Origin of the sequence: Desulfosporosinus youngiae DSM 17734 (assembly GCF_000244895.1) — a bacterium.
Lineage (GTDB): Bacteria > Bacillota > Desulfitobacteriia > Desulfitobacteriales > Desulfitobacteriaceae > Desulfosporosinus > Desulfosporosinus youngiae.
Window position 1 is genome coordinate 1,763,508 of sequence record NZ_CM001441.1, and the last position, 25,305, is coordinate 1,788,812.

At 40.3% G+C, this 25,305-nt stretch carries 22 protein-coding genes; 19 read left to right on the forward strand and 3 right to left on the reverse strand.

What is annotated here, in order from left to right:
- Nucleotides 1-8 precede the first annotated feature (8 nt).
- From DESYODRAFT_RS08340 to DESYODRAFT_RS08360, 5 genes are all read left to right on the forward strand, one after another.
- Nucleotides 9-1,817: a SulP family inorganic anion transporter gene (locus DESYODRAFT_RS08340; protein WP_007781748.1), complete on the forward strand. Its 1,809-nt coding sequence runs from the start codon at nt 9-11 to the stop codon at nt 1,815-1,817.
- A gap of 36 nt (nt 1,818-1,853) precedes the next feature.
- Nucleotides 1,854-2,390 (forward strand): universal stress protein, encoded by a 537-nt coding sequence (locus DESYODRAFT_RS08345; protein WP_007781751.1) that lies wholly within the window; start codon nt 1,854-1,856, stop codon nt 2,388-2,390.
- Between the two features lie 289 nt (nt 2,391-2,679).
- Nucleotides 2,680-3,297 carry a hypothetical protein gene (locus tag DESYODRAFT_RS08350; protein ID WP_007781754.1) on the forward strand — a complete coding sequence of 206 codons (618 nt, stop codon included), beginning with the start codon at nt 2,680-2,682 and terminating at the stop codon, nt 3,295-3,297.
- A gap of 674 nt (nt 3,298-3,971) precedes the next feature.
- Nucleotides 3,972-4,604, forward strand: coding sequence for a hypothetical protein (locus DESYODRAFT_RS08355; protein WP_007781757.1), 633 nt, complete (start codon nt 3,972-3,974; stop codon nt 4,602-4,604).
- 72 nt (nt 4,605-4,676) lie between these two features.
- Nucleotides 4,677-6,074, forward strand: coding sequence for a sigma-54-dependent transcriptional regulator (locus tag DESYODRAFT_RS08360; protein WP_042339497.1), 1,398 nt, complete (start codon nt 4,677-4,679; stop codon nt 6,072-6,074).
- Nucleotides 6,075-6,242: 168 nt separating this feature from the next.
- Here DESYODRAFT_RS08360 and DESYODRAFT_RS08365 read toward each other — a convergent pair whose 3' ends face one another.
- Together DESYODRAFT_RS08365 and DESYODRAFT_RS29505 are read right to left on the reverse strand one after the other, a co-directional pair.
- Nucleotides 6,243-6,854 (reverse strand): hypothetical protein, encoded by a 612-nt coding sequence (locus DESYODRAFT_RS08365; RefSeq protein WP_007781763.1) that lies wholly within the window; start codon nt 6,852-6,854, stop codon nt 6,243-6,245.
- A 134-nt stretch (nt 6,855-6,988) separates the two neighbouring features.
- Nucleotides 6,989-7,123 carry a hypothetical protein gene (locus tag DESYODRAFT_RS29505; RefSeq protein WP_007781766.1) on the reverse strand — a complete coding sequence of 45 codons (135 nt, stop codon included), beginning with the start codon at nt 7,121-7,123 and terminating at the stop codon, nt 6,989-6,991.
- 342 nt (nt 7,124-7,465) lie between these two features.
- On the opposite strand from DESYODRAFT_RS29505, the gene DESYODRAFT_RS08370 reads away from it, so the two are divergent.
- The 4 genes from DESYODRAFT_RS08370 (at nt 7,466) to DESYODRAFT_RS08385 (ending at nt 13,265) form a co-directional block, all read left to right on the forward strand.
- Nucleotides 7,466-9,046, forward strand: coding sequence for an ATP-binding protein (locus DESYODRAFT_RS08370; protein WP_007781768.1), 1,581 nt, complete (start codon nt 7,466-7,468; stop codon nt 9,044-9,046).
- A gap of 684 nt (nt 9,047-9,730) precedes the next feature.
- Nucleotides 9,731-11,188, forward strand: coding sequence for an SLC13 family permease (locus DESYODRAFT_RS08375; RefSeq protein ID WP_042338357.1), 1,458 nt, complete (start codon nt 9,731-9,733; stop codon nt 11,186-11,188).
- A gap of 83 nt (nt 11,189-11,271) precedes the next feature.
- Complete coding sequence (locus tag DESYODRAFT_RS08380; protein ID WP_007781771.1) at nt 11,272-12,555, forward strand: ArsB/NhaD family transporter; 1,284 nt, start codon at nt 11,272-11,274, stop codon at nt 12,553-12,555.
- A gap of 86 nt (nt 12,556-12,641) precedes the next feature.
- Entirely contained in the window at nt 12,642-13,265 is a 624-nt protein-coding gene (locus tag DESYODRAFT_RS08385; protein WP_007781773.1) for a hypothetical protein, read from the forward strand.
- A 27-nt stretch (nt 13,266-13,292) separates the two neighbouring features.
- On the opposite strand, the gene DESYODRAFT_RS08390 is transcribed toward DESYODRAFT_RS08385, so the two are convergent.
- Entirely contained in the window at nt 13,293-13,535 is a 243-nt protein-coding gene (locus DESYODRAFT_RS08390; RefSeq protein ID WP_007781774.1) for a hypothetical protein, read from the reverse strand.
- Between the two features lie 387 nt (nt 13,536-13,922).
- Here DESYODRAFT_RS08390 and DESYODRAFT_RS08395 point away from each other — a divergent pair, with 387 nt between their 5' ends.
- The 10 genes from DESYODRAFT_RS08395 to DESYODRAFT_RS08440 all read left to right on the forward strand — a co-directional run bounded on the left by DESYODRAFT_RS08395 (nt 13,923) and on the right by DESYODRAFT_RS08440 (nt 24,987).
- Complete coding sequence (locus DESYODRAFT_RS08395; protein ID WP_007781776.1) at nt 13,923-14,393, forward strand: hypothetical protein; 471 nt, start codon at nt 13,923-13,925, stop codon at nt 14,391-14,393.
- A 2-nt stretch (nt 14,394-14,395) separates the two neighbouring features.
- A complete protein-coding gene (locus DESYODRAFT_RS08400) occupies nt 14,396-14,926 on the forward strand; it encodes a universal stress protein (RefSeq protein ID WP_007781779.1) in 531 nt (176 codons plus the stop codon).
- A gap of 855 nt (nt 14,927-15,781) precedes the next feature.
- Nucleotides 15,782-17,062, forward strand: coding sequence for a sulfite exporter TauE/SafE family protein (locus DESYODRAFT_RS08405; protein ID WP_042338360.1), 1,281 nt, complete (start codon nt 15,782-15,784; stop codon nt 17,060-17,062).
- The gene (locus DESYODRAFT_RS08410; RefSeq protein WP_007781783.1) at nt 17,059-17,769 is read left to right on the forward strand and encodes a hypothetical protein; all 711 of its coding nucleotides are present in this window, start codon (nt 17,059-17,061) and stop codon (nt 17,767-17,769) included. Before DESYODRAFT_RS08405 ends, DESYODRAFT_RS08410 begins: the two co-directional genes overlap by 4 nt.
- A 280-nt stretch (nt 17,770-18,049) precedes the next feature.
- On the forward strand, nt 18,050-18,679 hold the full coding sequence (locus tag DESYODRAFT_RS08415; protein WP_007781785.1) for a hypothetical protein: 630 nt from the start codon (nt 18,050-18,052) through the stop codon (nt 18,677-18,679).
- Between the two features lie 29 nt (nt 18,680-18,708).
- Entirely contained in the window at nt 18,709-19,281 is a 573-nt protein-coding gene (locus DESYODRAFT_RS08420) for a universal stress protein (RefSeq protein ID WP_007781786.1), read from the forward strand.
- A gap of 261 nt (nt 19,282-19,542) precedes the next feature.
- Entirely contained in the window at nt 19,543-20,085 is a 543-nt protein-coding gene (locus DESYODRAFT_RS08425) for a universal stress protein (protein ID WP_007781788.1), read from the forward strand.
- A gap of 672 nt (nt 20,086-20,757) precedes the next feature.
- Nucleotides 20,758-22,188, forward strand: a complete 1,431-nt coding sequence (locus DESYODRAFT_RS29915; protein WP_007781790.1) for a TerD family protein — start codon at nt 20,758-20,760, stop codon at nt 22,186-22,188.
- A gap of 342 nt (nt 22,189-22,530) precedes the next feature.
- On the forward strand, nt 22,531-23,352 hold the full coding sequence (locus tag DESYODRAFT_RS29510) for a methyl-accepting chemotaxis protein (RefSeq protein ID WP_007781793.1): 822 nt from the start codon (nt 22,531-22,533) through the stop codon (nt 23,350-23,352).
- A 33-nt stretch (nt 23,353-23,385) separates the two neighbouring features.
- Nucleotides 23,386-24,987: a sigma-54-dependent Fis family transcriptional regulator gene (locus DESYODRAFT_RS08440; protein ID WP_007781796.1), complete on the forward strand. Its 1,602-nt coding sequence runs from the start codon at nt 23,386-23,388 to the stop codon at nt 24,985-24,987.
- Nucleotides 24,988-25,305 lie beyond the last annotated feature (318 nt).

Genomic DNA, 25,305 nt, shown 5'->3' on the forward strand with positions numbered 1-25,305 from the left:
GGAGTCCTTTGTATTTAACTCGATTTAAATATATTCCTTTGATTGGAACGATCGGTAATTATAAAAAGGAATATTTCAGTAAAGATTTAATTGCAGCCTTAACCGTGGCTGTAGTAGTAATCCCACAGTCTATGGCTTATGCACTGATCGCGGGCGTAAATCCTGTGTATGGACTTTATACGGCTATTGTATCTACCATTCTTGCCTCAGCCTTCGGCAGTTCGAATCATATCATTGCCGGACCGACGAATGCCATTGCTTTGCTTGTAGCAGGCAGTTTGGGCAGCTATATGGGGCAGGAAAATGTCTACGAGATGCTCTTCCTGATGACATTTATGGTAGGGGTCTTACAAATCCTATTTGGGGTTATCAAACTGGGTAAAGTCATCAATTTTGTGTCTCATTCCGTTGTTATTGGTTTTACGGCCGGTGCAGGCGTGTTGATCGGACTTGGTCAGCTCAGTACACTGCTGAGCATATCCATTAAAGATTCCTCACATATGTCTACCATGCAGAAGTTTTATTATGTGATGACTCATCTGAGCGAAACAAATTTATATGCCCTTGGACTCGGAGCCATGACAATGGCCATTATAATAATCTGTAAAAAGATTAACAAAAAGCTTCCCGGTGCGCTGATCGGAATTATCATCCCCATTATTTTTATCGTAATCTTTTCCTTAGATCAAAAAGGAGTAAAACTTACCGGCTATATTCCTTCCTCTCTGCCTCCTTTCAAAATGATTCAATTTGATCTGCAGGTAGCTCAAAATCTGTTCGGAGGAGCAGTAGCTATTGCAATCATAGGACTTGTTGAAGCAATAGCAATTGCTAAATCCATAGCCACTACCTCACGACAAAAAATTGATGCTAACCAGGAATTCATCGGGCAAGGTATAGCCAATGCCGGTGCTGCCTTCTTCCAGTGCTTTGCTGGCTCAGGGTCCTTTACACGTTCTGCTATCAATTACCAAAGCGGAGCAGTTACTAGAATTGCAGGAATGTTGTCAGGCGTGATTGTTGCCTTGGTTCTATTGTTCTTCGCCCCTTTTGCCCAGTATATACCTAATCCATGTCTTGCCGGCGTAATCTTAGTTATTGCCTATAATATGGTGGATAAAAAGGAAATAGCGCATATCGTAAAAGCAGGTAAATTCAAGTCGGATTCTCTGGCAATGTGGGCAACATGTATTGCAACCATTCTAATGCCTCATCTCGATGTAGCAATTTATACAGGGATTGCGATTTCGATTGCCTTATATTTAAAAGATACAAACAAAGCACCCATGAAACTTCTCCTTCCTTCACAAGGAAAGAATGGAGAAATTATTGAAAAAGAAGTCCGTACCATTAAGGAAAAACTAGATATTATCATTGTTCAGCTGGAAGGGAATCTTTTCTTTGGCTCAGCAGAGGATCTTCAAAATAAACTTGATGATTTAGTTGATAAGTCTAAAGTATTCATTTTAAGAATGAAGTACGTTGCTAATATTGATTTAACCGCCTTAGGTGCTTTAAAAGTATTTATCAGAGCTGTAAAAGAATCTGGGGGACTAGTCATCTTCAGCGGTGTTAAATCTGAGTTTAATAACTTACTCATCAATTCTCATGTTACCTCCGACATTGGAGAAGACAATATTTTTATGTCAGAAAATGAAATCTTTGCATCTTCCACCAACGCCTTAAAGAAAGCAAGATCTGTTTTAGGCTGTGAACTTATCGCTGATGATGATAAATCTGCGGCATGTGTACTATTAGAATCTGAGGTTCCTGAGACGGGCATCAATATGAGGAATAAGAACACGGTTTCTTTCTAAAAAACGGCAGTTAGGTATGATAAGGAGGAATATGGCATGAGTGATTTTAAGTTTAATGTACTCCTTTATTCCGATGGGTCACAGCAGGCTTTTTCTGCAGCTGTTTATGCTGCCAACCTGCTGAAGAATATGCCGAATATGCATTTAACCATTGTGCAAGTTCAAGAAGGCGAAGATGGTTCTGCAGGGACGGAGTACAGATGGATTGATACCTGGCCGGTTAGCCCTACTGCTGAATGGATGAAGAGGGTTATAGAAACCGATACGAATGTCAAAGAACTGTATACCGATATTCTAACAACCACCAACGGAATTTTTACCGAAAGAGTACGGAATGTCAGTCACCATGTAATACATTGTAATCCCAGCATTACTGATACGGTAGATGCCCTGCTTGAGTATGCGGAAGAAAATCATTTTAAGTTAATTATTATGGGGACACGGGGGTTGACAACTTTAAAGGGTTTGATTTTCGGCTGCTTGGCACACAACGTACTTAACAGGTCTCCGATACCGGTGTTGTTAATTAAGAAGCTTCCTCAAGATTTTATCGACGGTTATTGCTCTGCCTGATTAAGAGGAAATAGATTTATAATTAAGGGATAGCTTTGGATTGTTCGAATTAGCTTAAGTTAATTTAGTTAGGAGCAATTGGCCCCGCAGAGAAGTTGTCTCTTCGGGGCTTAAATTGTTTTATCGAATCAATATTCCAACTATTTTTGATCTATCGACAATAGGGTATAATAGTAAGTGCTCATCGGGTGTAAGAAATTGCAACCGGTTGTATAGAATAAGTTGTAAGCAAGCTCATTTACCGAAAGCTTGATGTATTGTAAAAGATTTAATCAGGAAGGTGAGAGAATTGTCCGAAATAATACTTAATAATAAAGATAAGCCATTTGTGGGCCGGATGAATGAGTCGGGAGAAAAGTCCAATCCGATTTGGTTAGTATTTAATCCGAAACATCCTGCCGTTCGTCATTATATTTGGACCCCTGTATTAGTTGTAATTCAAGATAAAGTGTATAGGGAGCTTCGCACACGAATAGACACTTCTAAGATTTACACCAGGAATGCTGTTGACGATAGCAGAATAGTGCCTAATACACGCAATTGGTGGGATAACCAAGTTGCTGAGGAAATCAAAGAGTTGAGGAATCTTGCCCTTGAATATCGCCCAAGGATTCTTATTTCCTTTGGGGCATTTCCCTTTGAATTTTTAAGAAGAGTCTATAAACTTAAACCGGAAAAGGGACCTAAGTTTTGGGGAACTGCTAACTTGGGTAATGAATTTGGAAAATCGATGGAGAACTTTGATGTGGGGAAAACAAATATTGTTCCCTTGCTTCGCAGAGTCGTTACAAGTGAGAAGTTTATAGAAGAGTCCGGTAATTGGGACGATTATTTTGCGTACGTCGGAACAAAGATCGCTGAAAAGATTATTGAAAATAAGGATAATCTCAATATATGGATGGATTGAAATAAGGAACTAACCATAGCACAGCGATTATAATGTTCACTTTTTGTAAGTAGGTGCTCCAGGGTCTGTATCGACGGTGGGGATAAAGTGCTTAAGATGGCGCTGAAGTATTGATCAGTAGTTCCCAGAGTCCTGAAGATTTGTTCATAATATTATATCCTAATTAAGGAATTATTGATTTATTCAAGATCAAATAAACGTAATCAATATTAACAATCGTGGACAAAAGCCTTTTCAAACAATTAAAAGTAAACAACACCCATATATGTAAATATTTAAAGTAAAATTCTTTGGGGTTTACAAGTGAAGCTTACGTTATTCCAAAAACCATGACTTATGCAACGATTTGATGGCTTCTTTGCAGGTGTGCTCATCTGATTATCCATTCCTGAACTAAGTAGAAAACATTGTTATTATGTGTGAATTAAAAATATTGATTATGAATATATTGATTTCCTCTAGACACAGTTATGTTGCAATGATAATCTCTAATTGTGATAAAAAACACATGTAAATCTGAAAGGGGTGTAGGATTAATTTAATGTGGTTCGCTCATGTAAGTTGGATCTTTATAAAAAATTATAAAGCTGCCTGAACGGCCGCTAAGAAATTTGATCGTAAATTTTATATGCTTGGTCAGTTAATTGGCAGTACAGTGAAAGGTGGGGATGGTTTTGTCCTGCTTAACGTCTGATGGTGCGTTATCTAAAGGTGAGAATACAAGGAGAGAATTGGGAGAAAGAAATTATCCGATATGGCTGCTAATAAATCCGAAATACCCTGCAGTTCGTCACGATATTTGGAGACCTGTATTGGATGAAATCCAGGACAGAGTATTCAGAGAATTGCATACGAGAATAGATGCTTCTAATGTCTATATAAGAAGCGCTGTAAGCGATGGCGGAATAGTTCCCAATACCTTAAATTGGTGGGGGAGGGAAGTAGCAAAAGAAATCGAGTTTTACAGGGAAATTGTTCTAAAACACAAACCCAAAATGCTTATTTCTTTTGGGGCATTTCCTTTTGAATTTGCACGGCGGGTCTACGAAGTCAAACCGGAAAAAGGACCTAAAGCTTGGAGTTCAGCTATTCTAAAGGATGAATTTGAAAAAGCTATGGAAAACTTTGATGTTAATCAAACCAATAGAATTCCCTTACTTCGACGAGTGGTTCCCAATGATAGGTTCATGGAGAATCGCAGTCTATTGTCTCGAACGGAGAGGGAGACTTATTTTCAACATGTCGGGGCAAAGATTGCCGAAAAGATAATCGAGAACAAGGACTACTTGGATATTTGGATTAAGTAAAACATTGATAGTCCGGTCAGAATTTGGTGAAGAGTTGCCGGAATGCGAGTTATAAATCATAAGTCTGTGGGGATGTTTGCAACTCACTTTCTGTTAGTGAAGGAAGTGTTTTTATTGAATAAGATACTTGTCATAGATGATGAAGAGCATCTGTGTTGGGCACTCGAGAGAGGCCTCCGTCAGGAAGGATATCAGGTAATGACTTCTACGCGGGGGAAAGAAGGCCTTGAACTAATTCAGAATGAAACACCTTCCTTGGTTATTCTTGATCTCAAAATGCCTGAAATGGATGGATTAGAAGTATTGGTCAAGGCCAGAGACCTCATGCCAAAGCTTCCCGTAATTATGATTACTGCCCATGGTTCGATAGATACTGCCATCGAAGCTATGAAATTGGGGGCAATTGACTATATTTCCAAGCCATTCGACCTTAACGAGCTTAAGATAGTTGTAAAAAAGGCCTTAATGGTTAGCCGGTTACGAGAAGAAGTTGTTTTTTTGCGTTCTGAACTGAACAAAAAACATGGCCGGATTTTAGGTAATAGCCCGGCTATTCAAGAAGTTAACACTCTTGTGGAAAAGGTCGCTAACAGTAATGCTACGGTATTAATTACCGGAGAAAGCGGAACCGGCAAAGAAGTTACGGCACTTTCGATTCATAATTTAAGTTATCGCCGGGAAAAACCTTATGTGGCGATTAACTGTGCAGCCCTGCCGGAGTCATTGCTGGAAAGCGAGTTATTTGGCCACGAAAAGGGAGCGTTCACAGGTGCTGTTGTTAGAAAATCAGGTCGTTTTGAATTAGCTGATCAAGGAACACTTTTCTTGGATGAGGTTACCGAAATGCCTTTGTCTATGCAAGTTAAATTGCTGAGAGTTCTGCAGGAAAGGCAGTTTGAACGGGTAGGTGGAACCGAAAGCATTAAAGTTGATGTAAGGATTATTGCTGCAACGAATCGCGATCCTATGGAGTGTGTTAAACGCGGCACCTTTCGTGAAGATTTGTACTATCGCTTAAATGTATTGCCGATTTATATTCCCCCGCTGAGGGAACGATCAGAAGATATTTCTTTACTGACAATACACTTTCTTCAAAAATTTAATCCTTCTCAGGAAAAAATGATTTCTCCGGAGGCTATGGAGTTATTGATGAATTATAAATGGCCGGGAAATGTCAGAGAGTTACAGAACGTGATTGAAAGGTCCGTTATTCTTTCTCAGGGAAATCAAATTGAGGCAAGGCATTTACCAAAGGAAATTCAAAACGTTGAACACAAGAAACGAACTATTGAGCAAGGTTTGATTCTGAATTTTCCAGATAAAGGGATATCCTTTGATGAGGTAGAGAAGGAACTGATCCTTAAAGCTCTTGAAAAGAGTAAAGGGAATCAAACCAGAGCGGCTCAACTTTTAGGGCTTACTCGTTCAGCGCTTCTTTATAGAGCTCAAAAGTACCAATTAAAGCTATAACCACACCATAAAATGATGAGGTTATTGTCACTTAAGCGAGGAGAGGACCATTAGTAATTTAATATTGATTAAAAGAGTAAAACTCCCAAGAGATCCACTGTCTTTTCGGGAGTTTTACTCTTTTAATCTCCGGAGTTAGCGATAATCAATTGATTGAAAAATGTGTTTTTAAATCCATATATTTAGATTATCTTTGTTATTGATGATCATCTCAGCAATTTTTGCAGAAACATCAATAATGTAGCTATTGCCGTATTCCGGCCAATCATTTATGACCTTACTAGTATTCGCTTTCCGGCGAATTAAGGGAATCAAGTTTATTTGAGCAGAATTAAAGTTCTGTGTTGAATGTTTAAATTCATAATCTAAGTTTCTGGTATGCCAATACTGAAGGTCGTTTGGAAGTCTTTGAGCCAAGGCGCGATTCACATACTCGTTTGTAATTGCGTCGAACGTAAATAACAGCCTGGGTTGATATTCAAAAATACTTTGCCGCAGCATTTCTATAGTTTTAGTCACTTCAGCTTTCGTTGACTCACTGTGAATGCTGCCGATATCACTTACAATATTTTTTATAAAAATATTTCGGCTATTAATTCTAGCGTGAAGTTTACGAAAGACCGTTTCCTGAATTTCATACATGATGGGATTCCATATATTAGTGATATCGTTAGGGTGTTTAGGATCAACTAACAGCCAAATCGGGAAAAACTTATCTCCGGATTCTTCCGTTATTCTTTCTAAAAACGTAGTATAATTATTAAGTAATGAGTTCGACAAAACCAATTCCACCTTTCAGAAAGAAATTTCTAGAGTTGAAGGCTAAGCAATTCTGGTTGAAGACAAACGGTTTCGTATGACCGTCAGGAAGATAGACTAAAAAAGCGCTTTTAAACGCAAAATGACCTAATTGACTATACCTGTTCATTAGTGAGTGAATAAAATTCCCTCATCACTTCCACAATAAGCTTGCTCGTTTCAATCTCATTATGAATATTACAAGAATCAAACGATTCTTGTACCCATAGGATGAATTGATTCGTGGTCATGACGCGTACCTCCAACCCTTTGAAGTATAAGTAAACCTTTGACTTTTTCTTTATAAAGGATACCCTGATTATGACCTTTTGTCTTAATTGAACTGGTTCTGTGTTTCCGCTGCTTAAGTACTTAGCTAATGCAATTTCTATGCCAGCCATTATTGTCTGTTTGCGGATTATTTTGTTCGTTTTCAGCCAGATTGATCTGCATTTAAACAAATGCTTTGATTTTAAACATAAACGAAGAGCCTAAATGCCCTGCTCGTGCCCTTTGCTGCAAGTAATGACGGGTGTTTGTTATTAAACAGTTATGAGTTCGTTGTCTGAATTCATACTATTGGAGGCTTCAATTTGTTAAGAATTCTAAAAAATAAATCCTTTGCTACCCAAATAATGTTTACAGTTGCCGCCATTCTATTGATCCCTATTCTAGTGATGATGTATGACATAGTTTTTTCAGGGGCTAAGGATGAAATGCTGTTAAAAACAAAGGAAGAGCGGCTGGGGACCATGGTTAACGCGACTGTACAGAGCTTAACTGAAGTTATAGAGCGTTCAAATCTGGAAGACAGCACCCGTCTCTCGCCAAGGGATATAGCTATCATTGCCAACGCTTTCGATATTATTGCCAAGCCACTGGCTGATGGTAATCCGGGAGTGCGCTTGGGGTTATATATCCCTGAAACGAATGATCTGTATGTTTATGGCTTTCTTCATCAATACCGTCCTCAAACACCTGAGGAGATCCAAGCAAGAGAATATCGAATTTTAGACGAGGCTTCCTCAGGTCTAACGGCTGTGAAGGCAACCAAAGAGCCTCTTTCACGTATCGCGGGTTCACTAGGCAATCAAGCCTTTGAATATCTGATGCCAGTGATGAGAGATGGAAAACTAATTGCTATAGCCTGGGCAGACGAACAAGTTCATCCTGTTTTCGCTCAGAGCAGGCAATTTAGTCTGATCACCCGGTACTTGACGCTTATTGGGCTGATAATCGGCTTGGGAGCTGCTTTATATATCATTCATAACCTGGCAGCGGAGGTGCAATTGATTAAAAATGGAATCTTAAGTATGCAGGAAGATAGTGAAAAAAGACTTTCTTCGATGCCTGGGGAAATCGGAGAGGTTGTTCAAGCCATAAACAACATGGCGGATAACCTGAAGGAAAAGAAACGGCTTGAGGAAGAATTGATGCGCTCTGAAAGACTGGTTGCCTTGGGTCGGCTTGTAACAGGAGTTGCCCATGAGCTGAGAAATCCTTTAGCGATTGTTAGAGCGACTGTCCAAGTCATGGAGGGAGAATTTAAAACAGCACCTGAGCTGCAGGAATATACCAAGGTGATTTGTGATCAGGTTGATCGGGGGAATCTTGTTATCAAAGAGTTGCTGGACTTTGGGCGTCCTAATAAACCGGTTGTTAGTCCGACTGAGTTGAATTGCTTATTGGAATCTGTTCTTACCTTTACTTACCCAATGTTAAGGCAAAATAAAATTGTGTTGGAAAAGCGGTTTGAAGCTGACATGCCTTTGGTAAATATCGATAGGGATCGCATGAAACAGGTTTTTGTCAATCTGATTCTAAACGCTATTCAGGCAATGCAAGGTGGGGGTAAACTCCTTATTGAATCATTCGTCAAAGGAGAGAACGTCGAAGTTCATTTTGCCGATACTGGCACGGGTATCGCCCTTAACGATCTTTCACGAGTATTTGATCCGTTTTATACGACAAGGGATGATGGGGCGGGGTTGGGGTTGTCAATCTGTTATCAAATCATACACATGCACAAAGGGAGAATTTGGGTTTCTGAAACCGCTCCTCAAGGGACTATCATGGCGGTGAGTCTACCGGTGGGGACTTATACTGAAGGTGCAGATCAATTGGCGAACATTTCTGAACCGAAGGATAAGCTATATCCAACATATCATCAATAGATAAAATTAATTTTGACCATAGTTTTTAGTTATAAATACATTGTGAAAAATCTCCAAGAGAAATCATTTTTTCTCTTGGAGATTTTTTTCATAATAAACTTGATTTATTGAGATAAATTTGGCTGAATAATGTTTCCGCGTTTATTGATTGCGGTGAAGGTGATTTGAGGAGGAGAAACCCGGCTGTTAGCCTTATTGTTGATTAAAAATGGAACTGTGGAACCATAATATTAATAATTTTAGGCTATTACTAAGAAAAATCCGGAGGATTCATTGTTTTGGCAATAGAGTAAATCGATTAAGAGCATTTTGATTTGCTATAGACGCGATGCTATCCCGATGATAATCTTTACTTGTGAGTAGAGTCACATATCAAGAGAAAGGAGGGACTGATCTAATTTATAAGACTTGTGTAAATTTCTACCCTTTATGGATGTATAGGCTTCGAGTTATTGGAGGGATGAATGAACCAAACAAAGTAAGGAAGTGTTATAAAGCCGCAAAATATTGTAATTCATAAAAAAAGCAGCCTCGAAAGGCCGCTAAGAAATTTAATCGTAATGGTATTATAACACAAAAATCCGGAGAAGTGTTAGATGGAGTAAGTAATTTTGTTTTATGTTGTTGTTAGAACACAATCCAGACAAGCAGCACCTAAAAGATGAAAAAGGGGTGTGTCAAAAAATGAGTGGTAATAATGCAAAACGTATTTTCTTTATTATACTTGGAATTGCGTTATTTTTAGGATTTTACTCTGCACCACAGTTTGGACCGGCAGTTGATCCTTCCGGCCAATCCTTTGCCTTAAGTCAAGAAGGCAAGGCAGCCATTGGTTTATTCTTCCTTGCCGCAATTTGGTGGGTCTTTGAAGTAACCCCTATCGGTGTTACCAGCCTCATGATTGGGGTTGTGCAGGCTTTGTTCCTGATACGGCCTGCTAAGGAAGCCTTTAGAGATTTTATGGATCCGACAGTCTTGTTTATTTTAGGTTCCCTGCTCATAGGTTTAGCCTTCACTAAGTCAGGGATAACTAAGAGAATCGCCTATAAAATGTTAGATATTGTAGGCGAAGATACCAGAAAGATTCTATTAGGGGTATTTATTATTACGGCCTTATTAACCCATATCATGGCTCATACAGCCGTGGCCGCAACTATGTTCCCAATTTTATTGACGATCTTAGCCTTGTATAATGGTGATAATTCCGATGGAAAACCCTCAAAATTCGGTAAGGCTTTGTTCATAGGGATGGCTTACACTGCTGGTGCAGGGAGTATCTGTACTCTGCTTGGTGGAGCGCGTAACCCTGCTGCAGTTGGTTTCTATACAGAGTTTACCGGTATTGAAGTTTCTTTTGTTGACTTTTCCCTGCACTTGGCTCCTTTTGGTTGGGCAACAGTATTTCTTATTTGGGCATTGTTAATGGTCATTTATAAGCCGGAAAAGTCTACGATACCGGGCTTACGTGAGAAGGCCAAATCAGAGTATGCAAAACTTGGACCCATTAAAAAGAATGAGATATTCGTAAGCGTTGTTGTTGCCTTTGCACTGGCTATGCTAGTGCTGCAAGCTGTTATTCCAGCCTTAAAGACGATGGATCGTTCCGTTCCGTTGTTGCTTGCCGGAGTATTGTTCTTCCTTTCCAATATATTGACGGTTGAAGATCTGGAAAAGAAAATTCCTTGGAATATCGTTTTACTGTTTTCGGGTGCTATGAGTATTGGTTTCTGTCTATGGCAAACAGGCGCAGCTCAGTGGATCGCTATCAAGTGGTTGGGAATGCTGGCTGGAGCACACTGGTTGGTTTTTGTGTTAGCGGTTTGTTTCCTTGTGATGCTTATGACTAACTTTATCATGAATGTAGCGGCTATTGCTATTACTCTGCCGGTAGCTCTCGTTATGGCTCAGTATCTTGGAGTGAATCCGGAACTTATCCTGTACGGTGCCACTGCTATGGCTGGTATGCCCTTCTTACTCTTGATAGGCGCTGCTCCTAATGCAATGGCCTATGAATCAAAGCAGTTTACAACTGGCGAATTCTTTGTAAGTGGTATTCCTGCCAGTGCTGTTCTTATGGGTGTCTTAGTACTCATGACCTTTACCTACTGGCCAATTGTAGGTTTATCTCCGCTTCTGAAGTAGAAAAAATTAAGAAAGATACATCTGGGTCATTGATCCAGGTGTATCACCCATAAATCAGATTATTTAGAATTGAGGGAATGTCTGTGGAAGGGAATAGCCAAGTAATCTTTGCTACAGCAGTATTTCTGATCTCTTATGCTATTATAATTTCCGAAAAAATTCATCGTACAGTAGTTGCCTTGTTTGGGGCAATGATTATTATCATTGGTGGGGTTCTTAATCAGGAGCAGGCCATTGAAGCTATTGACTTTAATACCATCGGGCTATTGGTCGGTATGATGGTCATTGTGGGAATAGCCAGAAACTCCGGACTTTTTGAATACCTGGCAGTATGGGCTGCTAAACGTAGTAAGGGAGATCCGCTGAAAATTATGGTCTCACTGACAATTATCACTGCCATTCTTTCAGCACTCTTAGACAATGTAACGACTGTATTGTTAGTCGTGCCTATTACCTTTTCAATTGCCAAGTCTTTAGAAATTAACCCAATGCCAATCTTGTTTTCAGAAATATTTGCCTCTAATATTGGTGGGACTTCTACATTAATTGGTGATCCTCCTAATATCATGATTGGATCTGCAACAGGCTTGGGCTTCATGGACTTTGTGATTAACCTTGCACCTGTGGTCATTGTTATTATGTTCGTTACGATACTATTGCTTAAAATGCTATACCGTAAACAATTAGTTACCCGTGAAGAATTGAAGAATAACATCATGATGATGGATCCAGCCGATGAAATCAAGAATATGACTCTTTTGAAAAAATCCTTGTTAGCCATTGCTCTGACTGTCTTTGGCTTTTTTATTCACAAATATGTTCATCTTGAATCTGCTACTATTGCCCTTACAGGAGCCGCATTCCTCTTGCTAATAACCCGTGATGACCCTGAGCATGCTTTGGGAGCAGTTGAATGGCCCGTGATATTCTTCTTTGCCGGACTATTTATGTTAGTTGGAGGATTGGAACATGTCGGAGTTATTGAATGGATAGCTATGGAAGCATTAAAACTTACGGGTGGAGCTATCTTGCCGACGGGAATGTTAATTCTTTGGCTCTCAGCGATAGCTTCTGCCTTTGTAGATAATATACCCTTTGTGGCCACAATGATTCCGCTGATTCAAGATATGGGCAGATTAGGCGGCATTGCAGATCTTAACCCGCTCTGGTGGTCATTATCCCTTGGTGCCTGTCTGGGCGGCAACGGTACAATTATCGGAGCATCGGCTAACGTTGTAGTCGTGGGTATGGCAGAGAAGAGAGGTTTTAAATGGACCTTTGTAGGATTCATGAAAGTGGCATTCCCCTTAATGCTCGTTTCTATTGTCATTTCCACCATATACTTGTATTTCTTCTACTTGACTTAGAATAATCCGGAACTACATTTCAGAGGCAGAATGAATGTATTTTAGCCTCTGAAATGTAGATCAAAACTTAAGAAAGGAGAGATTCGTTGGCTGGCTTATCACGCGATAAATATATCCCTTTAGTTGAAAGGGATTCTGGAGATAAAGCCTACCCCATCTGGCTGTTAATAAACCCCAAATACCCTGCCGTTGTCAATGATATTTGGAGGCATGTCTTAGATGAAATGCAGGATAAGGTTTATAGAGAAATACACTCCAGAATTGATACAACAAATATTTATATTAGGAGTGTAGTCAGTGATTGTGGAGTCGTTCCTAATTCATTGAATTGGTGGGGAAACGAAGTAGAAGCAGAAATTAAATTGTTTAGAAAGATAATTCAAGAATATCATCCCAAGATCTTGATTTCCTTTGGCGGATTTCCGTTTGAATTTTTACGGCGTGTTTTCGAGATCAAACCACAAAAAGGCCCTAAGTACTGGAGTGCTCCAATTATAAGAGATGAATTTGAACAATCAATCAGGAATTTTGAAATTAACCAAACCAATGTGATCCCCTTGCTTCGAAGAATGGTTCCCTATGATAAGTTTATGGAGACTCAAAACCACTTTAATCGCAGTGACGCCGAACACTATTTTTATTATGTTGGCACAAAACTATCTGAAAGGATTATTCAAAACAAGGATAGTTTAAAGATATGGATTAAATAAAAAAACAGTACTATTACAACAAAAATTCTAAAAGTACTGTCCCAGAAATGTTCCAGCTTGTTTTAACTGATAAGGATCTCCGCCGTTTTCTAAAAATTGCTCATAGTGATAAACCCATTCATCAATTTCCGGAATCATTTCTTTCCAGGATTTATTTCCTAAAACTTTGTAATACCAGTACATCATTTGAGAGTTTGCAAGTTTTGAAGAGCTGCAGTACTTTTTTTCAAATTCTAACAGTAATTCCAAGGATCCACTTGTATTTTCCATATCAGTTATATTCTCCTTAGCTGCAAGGCTTGTAACCCCTTGCTCAGGTTTTCATGAGATAGCTTATAGTTTGCCTGATTTCGAAGCCTCTAAATGTGCGATTACTAAAATTGATTAAGAGCATTTTGTTTTGCTATATACGAGATTTAAATACAATGGTAGTCTTAAGTTGTAAGACTTTAAGACAAAATCGAATAAGGAGGCTAGATCATATCTATCGTCCCATACGAAATCGGATAGTATTCTCAGTAAAAATAAAAAGCTGCCTGAAAGGTCGCTAAGAAATTTAATTATGTTATACGAATCAAGGAGGTTCAGGTTCGGGTTTAAAGTCTGGACGGAAATCCTTGGCACTAACGATAACTCCATGTTGAAGGAGGGGGAACTATGAGAGAGGAGTCCTTGGATTATGGGATAAGATACACTCGGGGTAATTTTTTAAAAGTTGTACCAATCTCTTCACCTAAGGGTGAGAGGAATTATAAGTTTGAACTCTATAATAATAGGGCGAGGGCCAGGCGGCCTGTAGCTATTCTTACCATAAGCGCGGGTACGGTTATCCGGGAAGGCATGTTCAAACGAGCCTTATATGCTACCTTGGATATCAGGCCGGATGTGCCATTTAGTCAGGAGGAATTAAACGATTTACCAAATGATATTGCCACACTCATGTTTCGGGAGTTAGAAGGTAACCCTTCAGAAGAAGAATTTATTATTAAAATAACTTGCTCTCTCCAGGGAGATTCAAGGGAAAAGAAAGAACACGTGATTTCAGAAACATGGATCAGCGGGGCAATAGTTTTTAATCACTACAATATCTTTTCCTGCAATGCCTTAACAATGTCTTCAGGGTGTTAAAGATGAATGGAGCCAAGTTTAACGTACTACTTTATTCAGATGAGTCACGGTCAGCTTCCTTTGCTCTCGCATACACAGCTATGCTAATGACCAATATGCCAAATATGTCTTTAGCTGTGGTAACGATCAAAGAAAGTAATCGTGGCTCTAACACTGAGACTATAAATCAAGATTCTTGGCCGGTCAGTCACCAATCTGAGCGTATGAAAATCATTCTGGATATATTATCTGCCCGAAAAGCAGACATTCATCACCAGGTTATATATTGTAACCCGAACATTCCTGATACGGCAAACGCTCTTCTTGAGTATGCAAGAAAAAAATCGATTGATCTGATCGTTATAGGTGCAGGAGACGTTGGAACTTTGAAAGGCCTGATTTTTGGGAGTTTAGCTCACACCCTACAAAAGAAGTCGCCTATACCGGTATTACAGGTTAAGAACGTTTCTGAGGATTTTCTTGAACGTTACAAATCAAAGCCAAGCCAAGCTTTAAGATTATTGGAAATTGATAAGCAGAATGGGGACTGCTAAGGGATTAGATCACAATCAGGCTAATTAATAGCTGCAATAAAAGAATTGAATATTTAGAATTATTAGAAGTGTCAGATGACGCTTCTTTTTTGTATTCTCCAATTTAAAATATTATTTACAAATTTGTACAAACTATTCATTGCATATATTGATTATTACGATCTGTTTTTTGTATTTAAGAAAGTTAAGTATGAAAAACTCTCCTTCTACTTAGTCCATACTTGAAAGTAGTAAGAGAAACCATATGAAAATACCCCTCTTTGCTGACTTTTCAAGGCTTTTCAGTCAGGAAAGCATTATTTGGACAGAGGATTTATGCCGGAAAATCGCCATCAATGCAGGCAATACCTTTAGTTTTTTTAATTAATAAAATATTGTCCGGCGAGTAACATGACTTGAATTTATTTGTGATAAGCTCAATTTCATGATTAAAATATGACTTCAACAAGGTCTCCATAGAAATGAGTGATTATAGGGATATGGATACTCTATAGACACATTTCTCAAGCAGTGCTACTCTTTACTTGTGAAAATAAATTCTAAAAGAAAGGAGAGTTAGTTGAAACAAGTTTGGGTTGATAAGTACTCTATTATAATTGAGGAGGACCTAACTAGTTTAAACTTGGTAACCGCTGAAGAAAGTAACTGGTCTATTTTGTTCAATAATCACAAGAGGATTCACATTAAGTGGTTATAAGTATTGGTACCTCTTCAAGAAAAAAGGCAGCCTATAAAAGGCCGCTAAAAAAGGTTTTTCACTAGTTATTATACCATATATTTCAGTTAAAGTGAGGTAATAACCAAAATTGCAAGCTTCGATTGAACGTTAAGATCGTAGAGGAGGGAAATATGACTATGAAAGGTTTATACAACTCTTTTATGTATGCAGCGCGGGCTCATGCTAAGTGGGAGATTGAAACATCTTTTAACATTATAAAAAACCGTAAGCAACTTTTAATACTGTTTATTATGGCCTTGCCCTTACTCATTCCTGCCATGGCTCATGCGGCCGATTTTATCGGCGGCAAATCAGCCTTCGGACCGTCCTTTTTTTCACCGACTACTTTTTATGGCTCCATAGCAGTGGGTGTCGTTGCAGGTCTTATTACAGGATGTATTGGGGCGGGCGGGGGCTTTGTAATCACACCTGCGCTCATGAGCCTGGGAGTAAAAGGAATCTTGGCAGTAGGTACCGACATGTTTCACATCTTTGCTAAGGCCATCATGGGCACCACCCTGCACAAGAAAATGGGTAACGTTCATGCAGGTCTGGCCATCGCCTTTCTAATCGGTTCCGGACTAGGGGTTACAGGCGGCGGTATGATAAATCGTGCATTGTTTAACTATAACCCTGTAATGAGTGATTTATTAATTAGTTCTGTCTACGTTATTCTGCTTGGATTTCTCGGGTTTTTCGCTTTGAGTGAGTATATTGGCATGAGAAAAAAATCACCTAAAGGCGGCGACGCTCATGGCGGACCAGATGAGATGACCGCTTTAGGCGCTAAACTCCAATCCATTAACTTGGCTCCTATGATTAAATTTGATGAGCATGTTGTTCCCGGCGGGAGAAGAATATCCGGTATTTTTGTAGCAATATGTGGAAGTGTAACTGGATTTTTGGCTTCTATACTAGGTGTTGGCGGCGGTTTTGTTACCTTCCCAATGTTTGTATACGGGCTGGGGATTTCGACAGGAACTACAGTTGGAACCGATATTTTACAAATTATCTTTACAGCCGGTTACGGTTCTATTGCTCAGTATGCCATCTATGGTTATGTATTCTACACCCTGGCTATGGGTATGCTGCTGGGTTCCTTATTTGGCATCCAAGTAGGCGCTATCACCACCAAGGTGGTCCCGGGCACACAGATCAAGGCCTTTTATGCTTTAGCCATATTAGCGGGCTTTGTCAACAGACTCTTTGCTCTGCCGGAAAAATTAGCGCAGATGAACTATATTACCCTTGTGCCGTCTACGGCTGCCATAATCACTAAGATAGGCGTATGGTTATTCTTTGGACTAGTGTCCATTTTCGCCTTCTGGATTATAGGTACCTTTATCGCAAATATACCAAAGCTGCGGGCTGAGTCCGGCTATGATGTTGAGGATACCAAAGGAGGTGTTTCCCAATGAGTGTAGTTCGAAACAAAAAGACGTTAGGTATTGGTCTCACATTGCTCTTCAGTTTTGTACTAGTCTTTATTGGTATGATGTCTCCGAACTTCGGGAATGGCAGGAATGGTCTGGAATTCGCCGATGATATGTTTAACTCCTTGTCTAAGGGCTCAGCTTATTTCATTAAGGACGCTCAAATGGTTGCTGATGGTGAATTAGGGAAAAATATTAATCTCACTATTAAAGCATCATCACCCGCTGAAGCGGAAAAATGGGCTAAATTGTACACTACAGCCGGTGCCGAAGTGACTGTTAAAGAAGCTTCGCTGACCATCGACGGAGATTTTGGCAAAATTCTCGGCGCTGCCGTGGCTGACAGCGACTTCATGTATCACAATGATAAAGAATCAGTGGCCAAAAAATATGGTTACGATGGCAAAGAAGCAACCTACAACTGGAACGCTTCCTTAAAGAAAATTGACTCTGCACTGAAAGATAAATCCCAGTTTAGAGAAGAAGCTCAGCTGATTAAAGTACAGCAAAAGGCCGTTGAGCCGGCTTACAATTACTACGGAATTGAAATAAAGAAGGTTAGTGAGAATAAACTTACTCTAACATTCCTGCTCTCCTTCTACCTTATCTACACCATGTGGTACGGCTTTGGGCTCTTCTATTTGTTTGATGGTCTGGGGATTGTTGTTGCAACGAAGAAGAAGGCAGCTTAAAATTAGGAATTCCAGCGTTGGCGTTTTGTAAGGGGAAATGATTGACACTTATTTTCTGCCAGTCCAGTCCGGGAATATTATGGACTCAACCTTTTGCAACAACTAGTGGTAGGGCAAGAGCTTCATTAGTTGAAGCAAAAGGTTTCATAATTCTTGTCTGTTTTCTTCATAATTGCTGATTCTTTGCATGAAGGGACTGGCTATATTTTAGGTCAGTATGCAAGACATTTAAATATCCCATTATTTATATAAATTTACTCTGTGATGAGGGGATTGAGAGATGATGATAAGAGAGTCAGGGGAAAGAGGTTATCCAATTTGGGTATTAATGAATCCTAAACACCCTATTAGTCATGATAATTGGACACCTATCTTAGATGAGATTCAAGACAAAGTATATAGAGAGATGCATACTAGAATTGAAACAAGCGATATTTATTTCAGGAATGCCGTGACTGATACCAGAATAGTTCCGAATACTTTAAATTGGTGGGGACCCGAAGTTGCCAAAGAAATTGAGTTGTTCAGGGAACTTGCCTTTGAATACAAACCGAAGATCCTATTTTCTTTGGGGGCGTTTGCTTACGAATTTCTGAGACGTGTCTATGAGATCAAGCCAGAAAAAGGCCCTAAGGCTTGGAGTAATGCCATCTTAGGAGATGAATTTGAAAGATCAATCGAGAACTTTGATATAAACAAAACAAATATAATTCCCTTACTCCATCGGGTTGGGGCAAGTACGAGTTTCGTTGACACGCAAAATTATTTCTGCAGGAAAGACGGAGAGAATTATTATCGTTATGTCGGTACTAAATTAGCTGAAAAGATTATCGAGAACAAAGACAAGCTCCATATCTGGATTAATAAGACATCAGTTTCGAAAAAGAATGTCACCCTCATTGCACCTTAGGGCATCTTTTTAGGAAAGGGGTATTGGCTATGAATGATTCTAAGTTCAAAGTGCTCCTCTACTTTGATGATTCACAGCAGGCTTTTTATGCAGCTGTTCATACGGCAACCTTATTAAGGAATATGCCTAATATGCATTTAACTGTAGTACAGGCACAGGAGGGCTGTGAGGATTCAAAGATTACGGAATATAGCTGGCTCGACACAAAAGATTTAGTCAATTGGGCCATGGCAAGAAGTAATGCCAAAGGTACTGAATATTATTGGCCGATTCGTGCGAATTCGGATTGGATGAAGAGAGTTACTAACGCTTCTAATTCCTCTGTTAAAGACAAGTATCATGAAATTCTTTCTAAAACCAACGAAGTATTTTCAGAAAGAGCTGAGGATGTTAGTCATGTTATGATATATTGTAATTCCGGTATTTCCGACACTATAGAGGCACTCAATGATTATGCAGCAAAAAACTCCTATAATTTAATTATTATGGGGACAAGAGGTCTTAATACTTTGAAGGCTTTGCTTTTCGGTTATTTAGTCAATAACTCACCAATACCGATGATGTTGGTAAAGAAGCTCCCCCAAGCTTTTATTAAGCACTAAGTATTTGACAATGGCCGGTCAGCTAATTAAACTTTGAAACCACATGCCCTCGAATTTCATTAGGGCATGTGGTTTTCTAAATAGGATATTTTCCTAAATAAGATGTAGAATCATGGATATATGATTTCTTAATTATATATTATATAGAAGGATTAATTGGAGGATTTATGTCTGTACAGCGTAATGACCTGCCTGACATAATGATTAAACCTTATAAACATGATATAATCAATTTTATAACTTTAAAAGGTGGAATTTGTTATGATTGACCCTAAATCTCTTAAGGTACTTCTTTACACGGATGGTTCCCCGCATTCGTTTTCTGCGACGGTATATGCTGCCAGCCTATTTTCTTATATGCCCAATATGCAATTGACTGTTTTGCAAATACGGGAAAGTGTCCAGGGGAATATTACAGGAGATTATAATTTGTTGGAAACTTGGTCTTCTAATCCGAACACAGACTGGGTGGAGCATTTGGTTGATGAGAAAGATCCGGATTCCGATCGGGGTATTCTTACAAAAACTAATAAAATCTTTTCTATGAGAGGACACAATGTCAATAGACAGGTGATATACTCCAACTACAATATACCTGATATAACCGATGCAATCATTGATTATGCAACTAAAAAGAACTTTGAATTAATTATTATGGGCACGAGGGGATTGACTAGTCTGAAAGGTTTTATTTATGGGAGCTTAGCTCATAACATGCTTAGCAAGTCTGCAATACCGGTTTTGCTGATTAAAAAGCTGCCTCAGGAGTTTATTGATAATTACTGCTCTGAGGTTGATGCGTGAGCAAATGCTGCGCTTATGTTGGGATTATTATGATTCAAAAGGTTTGGCCGCATTGAACGGAGCAGGGTAATTTTTGTTGAGATAATACCAGGGCTGACGATATCGGGGTAGCCGCCTGTGCCGCTGTCCAGCACCATCAGAGGATGAAAATGAGAGCATCCGGGGTTGGGCAGCTTCGCCCACATCCGCTCACCGCAGCATTCCGAGGCTCGCCCACTCGCCGGTGCGGGACTCCGCCAAACCTCAGGGTAGTACCTGATGTGAACCCGTGGCTCCGTTTCCCCGCACCGTCTTGTGGGCTTTTACCGCCTCTCCATGCAATGGGTTCGCTTCTGTGGACGAAGCTGCCCTGCTTGCGGGTCGGTGAGATTTTTCAGGGTAGTTTTGGGAAGTGCTTTTCAAGATGAGTTTTTCAGTGTAGAAATAGAAGCTAGCCCGGGAGAGATAACTTAGCTCTTCTGGGCTAGTTTACTATGAATACTTCTTCAGGAGCATTAAGGAAGAGAATCTTAGAGAATGGATACTCAAGTTTGAGTGTTTGCTTGTGCTTGGCTTGATATGGTAAAATGCTCTTAATTAAGAAGGGATTGTCTTGTAAATCTTATTTTAAAAGAGAAATTTGAGTGCAAGTTTTTAATACTAGAGTATAGAGCAGGAAAGGCAGGAAACATAATGGCAGTAAGACTTAGTAAAGGGCAGAAAGTAGACCTTACAAAAACTAATCCTAATCTCAAGGAAATTATCGTTGGGTTGGGGTGGGCTTCTAATCCGGCAGCCAGTAACTATGATTATGATTTGGATGCTTCGGCTTTTTTAGTAGGCTCTGATGGCAAGGTAAGGGATGAAAACGATTTTGTGTTTTATAATAATCCTTCCGGAGGTCAGGGTTCAGTCAAGCACAGCGGGGATCATAAGAAAGGTTCCGGCGAGGGGGATGACGAGCAGATTCGTATTAACCTGTCAGCGGTTCCCGGGCATATCCAGAGAATTTCGTTTACGATTACGATTAATGATGCTCAAATGAAGCGACAAAGTTTTGGAGATATAAAGAACTCCTACGTGAGGATTCTTAATGCCAGTACCAATGAATTACTTCTTAAATATGAACTGGGTCAGGAATTTTCTGTGGAAACAGCCATTGTTGCTGCCGAAATTTACCGTCATGCCGGGGAGTGGAAATTTAATGCCATTGGGAGCGGGTTTCAAGGCGGCCTGGCTGCTCTATGCCGTAATTTTGGCCTGGAAGTTGAGGGAGAACAATCCTCACAGGGTGTCAATAATTCCATGAATACGGGCTATGGAAATACTGCAAATCCGAACTTTGGCAGTCCGGGACCGGTCAGCTCCCCGGTGCCTTACAGCGGTTCCGGGAACACCCGGAATAGCTCCTATTCCCATGCTCAAAATAGTTCGTATGGGAATAATAACTCCCAATCCTTTGGACAGAGCGGTGGGTATCGTCCGGATCAAGGGGGCATGGTCTGCCCGCGCTGCCATTCGCATCAGGTAACAGCCGGTAAGAAAGGGTTTGGTCTTGGCAAGGCTGCAATCGGGGGGGTTTTATTAGGTCCGGTCGGGCTCTTAGCCGGGTTTATTGGAAGTAAAAATATGGAGTTCGTCTGCATGAGCTGCAAAGAACGGTGGAATTCAGGCAGCAACGCGAACACTGCTGAATGGCTGCAAAGACAAACCGAAAATGCCCGCAATATCGTGAACAAATATATGGGGAAAGATCTGACGGAAGCTTTGGTTGCCGGCAGCGCTTTGGTGGCTTTAGCAGACGGAGTTATCGAACCGGCAGAAAGGCAGAAGCTCATAGATTATTTCCGTACTAGCCAGGAGATGCGCGGCATTAATATTAATGAAGTAGATTCTCGTTTTAATTACTATATTCAGCGGATTCAAAGTGATCATATGCTGGGCAAGGCTGAAGCTTTAAGGACCATTGGCAAATTAGCGAGTAAACCTGAAGCTGCCCGCTTAGTCGTCCGATTGTGTTGTGCAATAGGTTTTGCTGACGGAGAATTTGCTCCGGTGGAGAAGCAAGTTGTCGAGGAGATTTGCCGCGAGGTTCACTTGGACCCCAGAGAGTTTGTATTTTAGAGTGCTTAAAGGGCCGAATGATTTATATTCGGCCCAAGCTTTAACTATAAATTATAGCCTTTATGAAACAATATCTGGTTAGTTGCATAACTGATGCAATGTAGCTATTATGCAACTAAAATGTTGATCTAATGCAACTTACCCATGAGAAAGGCCGACCGGAAACTGGACGAGAGCAGGCCCTAATTAACCTAATTTTCAGTAAATTAGGTTAATTAGGGCCTGCTGTAATTTTATAGTTTTGGTTCAGACTTTTGGTATGAATCTTGCTTAATTAATCTTTCAAGAGAATCATATCACCGAAGGAAGCTATAGTGCTCAATGCTGGGGGAGGACTAGAGAATGAATCTGGAACAGGCAGTAGTCATGGCTCCATGGATGCAGGATTATTATGCTGAGGATATCACGGTTGTTGTCTCCGGTCTCGAAAAGGTTATACTGGCGATCAATCATAAGAATTTAGATTTAGGCGTACAGAAAGATGAACCTACGAGCGAAAAAACAGTTACTTATCGATGCATGAAAGAGAGGCGAAGACTTGTAGCCCGGGTACCGTTAGAAGCATCCCAGTTTGCCATCTCATATATAGCAATCGCCAACCCATTATGGGATAGCGGCGAGTTAGTAGGCGCCATGACCGTGGTAATATCCGATAAACGGTATGACACCCTGAAGAAAGTTGGTATAAATTTATTGGAGCTTGTAAAAAGCAGCCATACCGTGTCTGAGGAACTCGCTGCCTCAAGTCAGGAGCTTGCTGCCACAGCTAGGAGTATGGAGAGCGGGACCTCAATTGCTCAGCTTGGACTGGAAAAAATCAATCAGATATCCCAAGATATCCGTAAAATATCCACTCAAACCAGTATTCTGGGACTAAATGCCTCCATCGAGGCTGCAAGGGCAGGTGAGAATGGCAGAGGGTTTGCAGTTGTGGCCGATGAGATCAGGAAGTTATCTGAGGGTACAAAACAATCCACCTTAGGTATAGCTAAGGATATTGCAGAAGTGAATGTCACGATCAGCGGTTTAATAGAGTACATTAATCAGTTGGCGCTGGTCAGTGAGAATCAAGCGGTTGAAGTTATCAATCTGACCCAGGCTTTGGGCGAAATAGCTAAGATGGCCAAAGACTTAGTGAGCCATGGAGATTCGAAGGAAAATTAATCAAACTTAATCTATTGTCATGGAGGGGTGTATATGCTTGCTGAGATAGTCCTTACTTCGCCTAACAAAGAAGTGACTCAACTCGTTGAAAAAATCCGTAAAGAGCTGAATGTCCAGGTGACTGTTGTTGAAACTTCATTTGAGGCCGCTGTTGCCGTGGTTAAGGGGATCTTATCCCAAGACCCTGACCGCATCAGAGTAATAGCCAGTGGAGGCGCTACTTTGGAGCTTTTACGCCAAGAATTCCCTTCCGCACATTTGGTTAGTGTACATCCAACTGAGTACGATATAGTCTTGGCGTTGGACCAAGCTAAAATGTTGGGCAAAGAAGTCGGTCTATTACTCGCGGGATCTGAGAATGTGCCTGTTATCGATAAGCTTAGCGCTGTCCTTGGCCTGGAGGTAAAGGTGTATGTCTATAATAGTTGGCAGGAACTTGAGCTTCAAGTTATCAAGGCCCGCCGGGACGGCAATAAAGTTGTGCTGGGTGTGGGGGAAAAGATCTCATCTTTGGTAAGCAAGAAAGGCTTGCACTACATTCCTGTCTCAGCGGGAGAGAATACCCTCAGAAATGCGCTGGGATGGGCTAAAGCTATTATAGAAGCTGAGAGCCGAGAGAAAAGCAAAGTCAAAAAAGAATTCCCCGCCAGAGGATTAGTTGCTAAATATTGTTTTAAGGATATCATCCATGTCAATAACAAAATGTCTGCCGTTATTGCCAAGGCAAAAAAGTATGCCGCCACTGATTGTACCGTGCTTATCCGGGGAGAGAGTGGAACGGGAAAGGAACTGCTTGCTCAAAGTATGCATAATGAGAATAGTGTGAGGCGTAAAGGACCATTTGTAGCGGTAAACTGTGCTTCTCTGGATGACAGCTTATTTAAAAGTGAGCTTTTCGGTTACACAGAAGGGTCTTTTACCGGTGCGAGTAAAGGAGGAAAACCTGGATTATTTGAATTGGCCAATGGAGGAACTCTATTCTTAGATGAGATTGGGAAAATGAAAATGGAACAACAGGGTAACCTGTTGAGGGTGCTGCAGGAAAAGGAAGTGCGCAGGATTGGAAGTGATCGGACAATTTCGGTGGATGTTCGAGTAATTGCGGCTTCGAATGAAGACTTGGAAGATTTAATCAGTGAGAAACTATTCAGAGAAGATTTATATTTCCGTTTAAACGTCTTAAAGTTAGCCTTACCGTCTCTGCGCGAGAGAAGAGAGGATATTCCCAGTCAGGCCGCGTTCTTCCTGCGGAAGTTTTCTGATAAATATGGCAAATCAATCTATAGTTTGCCGTCGTTTGTTTTGAAGAAGCTTGCCAATCTGGAGTGGCCAGGCAATAGCAGGCAGCTGGAGCATTTTTTGGAGAGATGCGTAGTGCTGGCTGATGATGAAAGAGGTATACCGGGTATTGTGATGGAATTATTGGAAGAGGAATTCTTGGAAACCGCCTTTCCCGGTAATGGTGACCATAAAGCCGCCGAAGATCAAATCAGCGTATGTATCAGCACTTTAGCGGAAATGAACTCCGAAATTGTGCGCAGAATGAGTGCCAAGGCCAAACTAAGCAACAGCGAACTAGCTTTGAAGCTCGGCATTAGCAGGCCTACCTTGTCGAAAATGTTAAACTATAAATAAGATTTGAATGAGTTTAAGAGTGTTAGTGCAATCATAAGGGTTCTCATTCCACCGCCAAAGTGGAGTGAGAACTCTTGTAGTTTAGTTGTTTAGGATCAGCCCTTTAGGTATGTGCGTATAGAGTTGATGGGTGCGAGGAAAGTAAGCGAGTGGTAAAATATTTTACAACAGATGTAAGAATATTTACAATTTAAAAAAATTAATAGGAACTATTTTTCTTCGGACAAGCCGGAACAAGCTGAATTAAAGGGTTTTGTCAAGTTTAGGGGCTATGGCATAGAACTTGCATCCTAACAATTAATTGAATAATTCAAAATA

Bases quoted from the DNA above. Each gene is read 5' to 3' on its own strand.
- DESYODRAFT_RS29915 (WP_007781790.1), top strand. From the start codon at position 20,758: ATGGCAGTAAGACTTAGTAAAGGGCAGAAAGTAGACCTTACAAAAACT.
- DESYODRAFT_RS08405 (WP_042338360.1), top strand. From the start codon at position 15,782: ATGAAAGGTTTATACAACTCTTTTATGTATGCAGCGCGGGCTCATGCT.
- DESYODRAFT_RS08360 (WP_042339497.1), top strand. From the start codon at position 4,677: ATGTTTGCAACTCACTTTCTGTTAGTGAAGGAAGTGTTTTTATTGAAT.
- DESYODRAFT_RS08345 (WP_007781751.1), top strand. From the start codon at position 1,854: ATGAGTGATTTTAAGTTTAATGTACTCCTTTATTCCGATGGGTCACAG.
- DESYODRAFT_RS08420 (WP_007781786.1), top strand. From the start codon at position 18,709: ATGAATGATTCTAAGTTCAAAGTGCTCCTCTACTTTGATGATTCACAG.
- DESYODRAFT_RS29510 (WP_007781793.1), top strand. From the start codon at position 22,531: ATGAATCTGGAACAGGCAGTAGTCATGGCTCCATGGATGCAGGATTAT.
- DESYODRAFT_RS08410 (WP_007781783.1), top strand. From the start codon at position 17,059: ATGAGTGTAGTTCGAAACAAAAAGACGTTAGGTATTGGTCTCACATTG.
- DESYODRAFT_RS08390 (WP_007781774.1), bottom strand. From the start codon at position 13,535: ATGGAAAATACAAGTGGATCCTTGGAATTACTGTTAGAATTTGAAAAA.
- DESYODRAFT_RS08395 (WP_007781776.1), top strand. From the start codon at position 13,923: ATGAGAGAGGAGTCCTTGGATTATGGGATAAGATACACTCGGGGTAAT.
- DESYODRAFT_RS08375 (WP_042338357.1), top strand. From the start codon at position 9,731: ATGAGTGGTAATAATGCAAAACGTATTTTCTTTATTATACTTGGAATT.
- DESYODRAFT_RS08440 (WP_007781796.1), top strand. From the start codon at position 23,386: ATGCTTGCTGAGATAGTCCTTACTTCGCCTAACAAAGAAGTGACTCAA.
- DESYODRAFT_RS29505 (WP_007781766.1), bottom strand. From the start codon at position 7,123: ATGACCACGAATCAATTCATCCTATGGGTACAAGAATCGTTTGATTCT.
- DESYODRAFT_RS08415 (WP_007781785.1), top strand. From the start codon at position 18,050: ATGATGATAAGAGAGTCAGGGGAAAGAGGTTATCCAATTTGGGTATTA.
- DESYODRAFT_RS08425 (WP_007781788.1), top strand. From the start codon at position 19,543: ATGATTGACCCTAAATCTCTTAAGGTACTTCTTTACACGGATGGTTCC.
- DESYODRAFT_RS08400 (WP_007781779.1), top strand. From the start codon at position 14,396: ATGAATGGAGCCAAGTTTAACGTACTACTTTATTCAGATGAGTCACGG.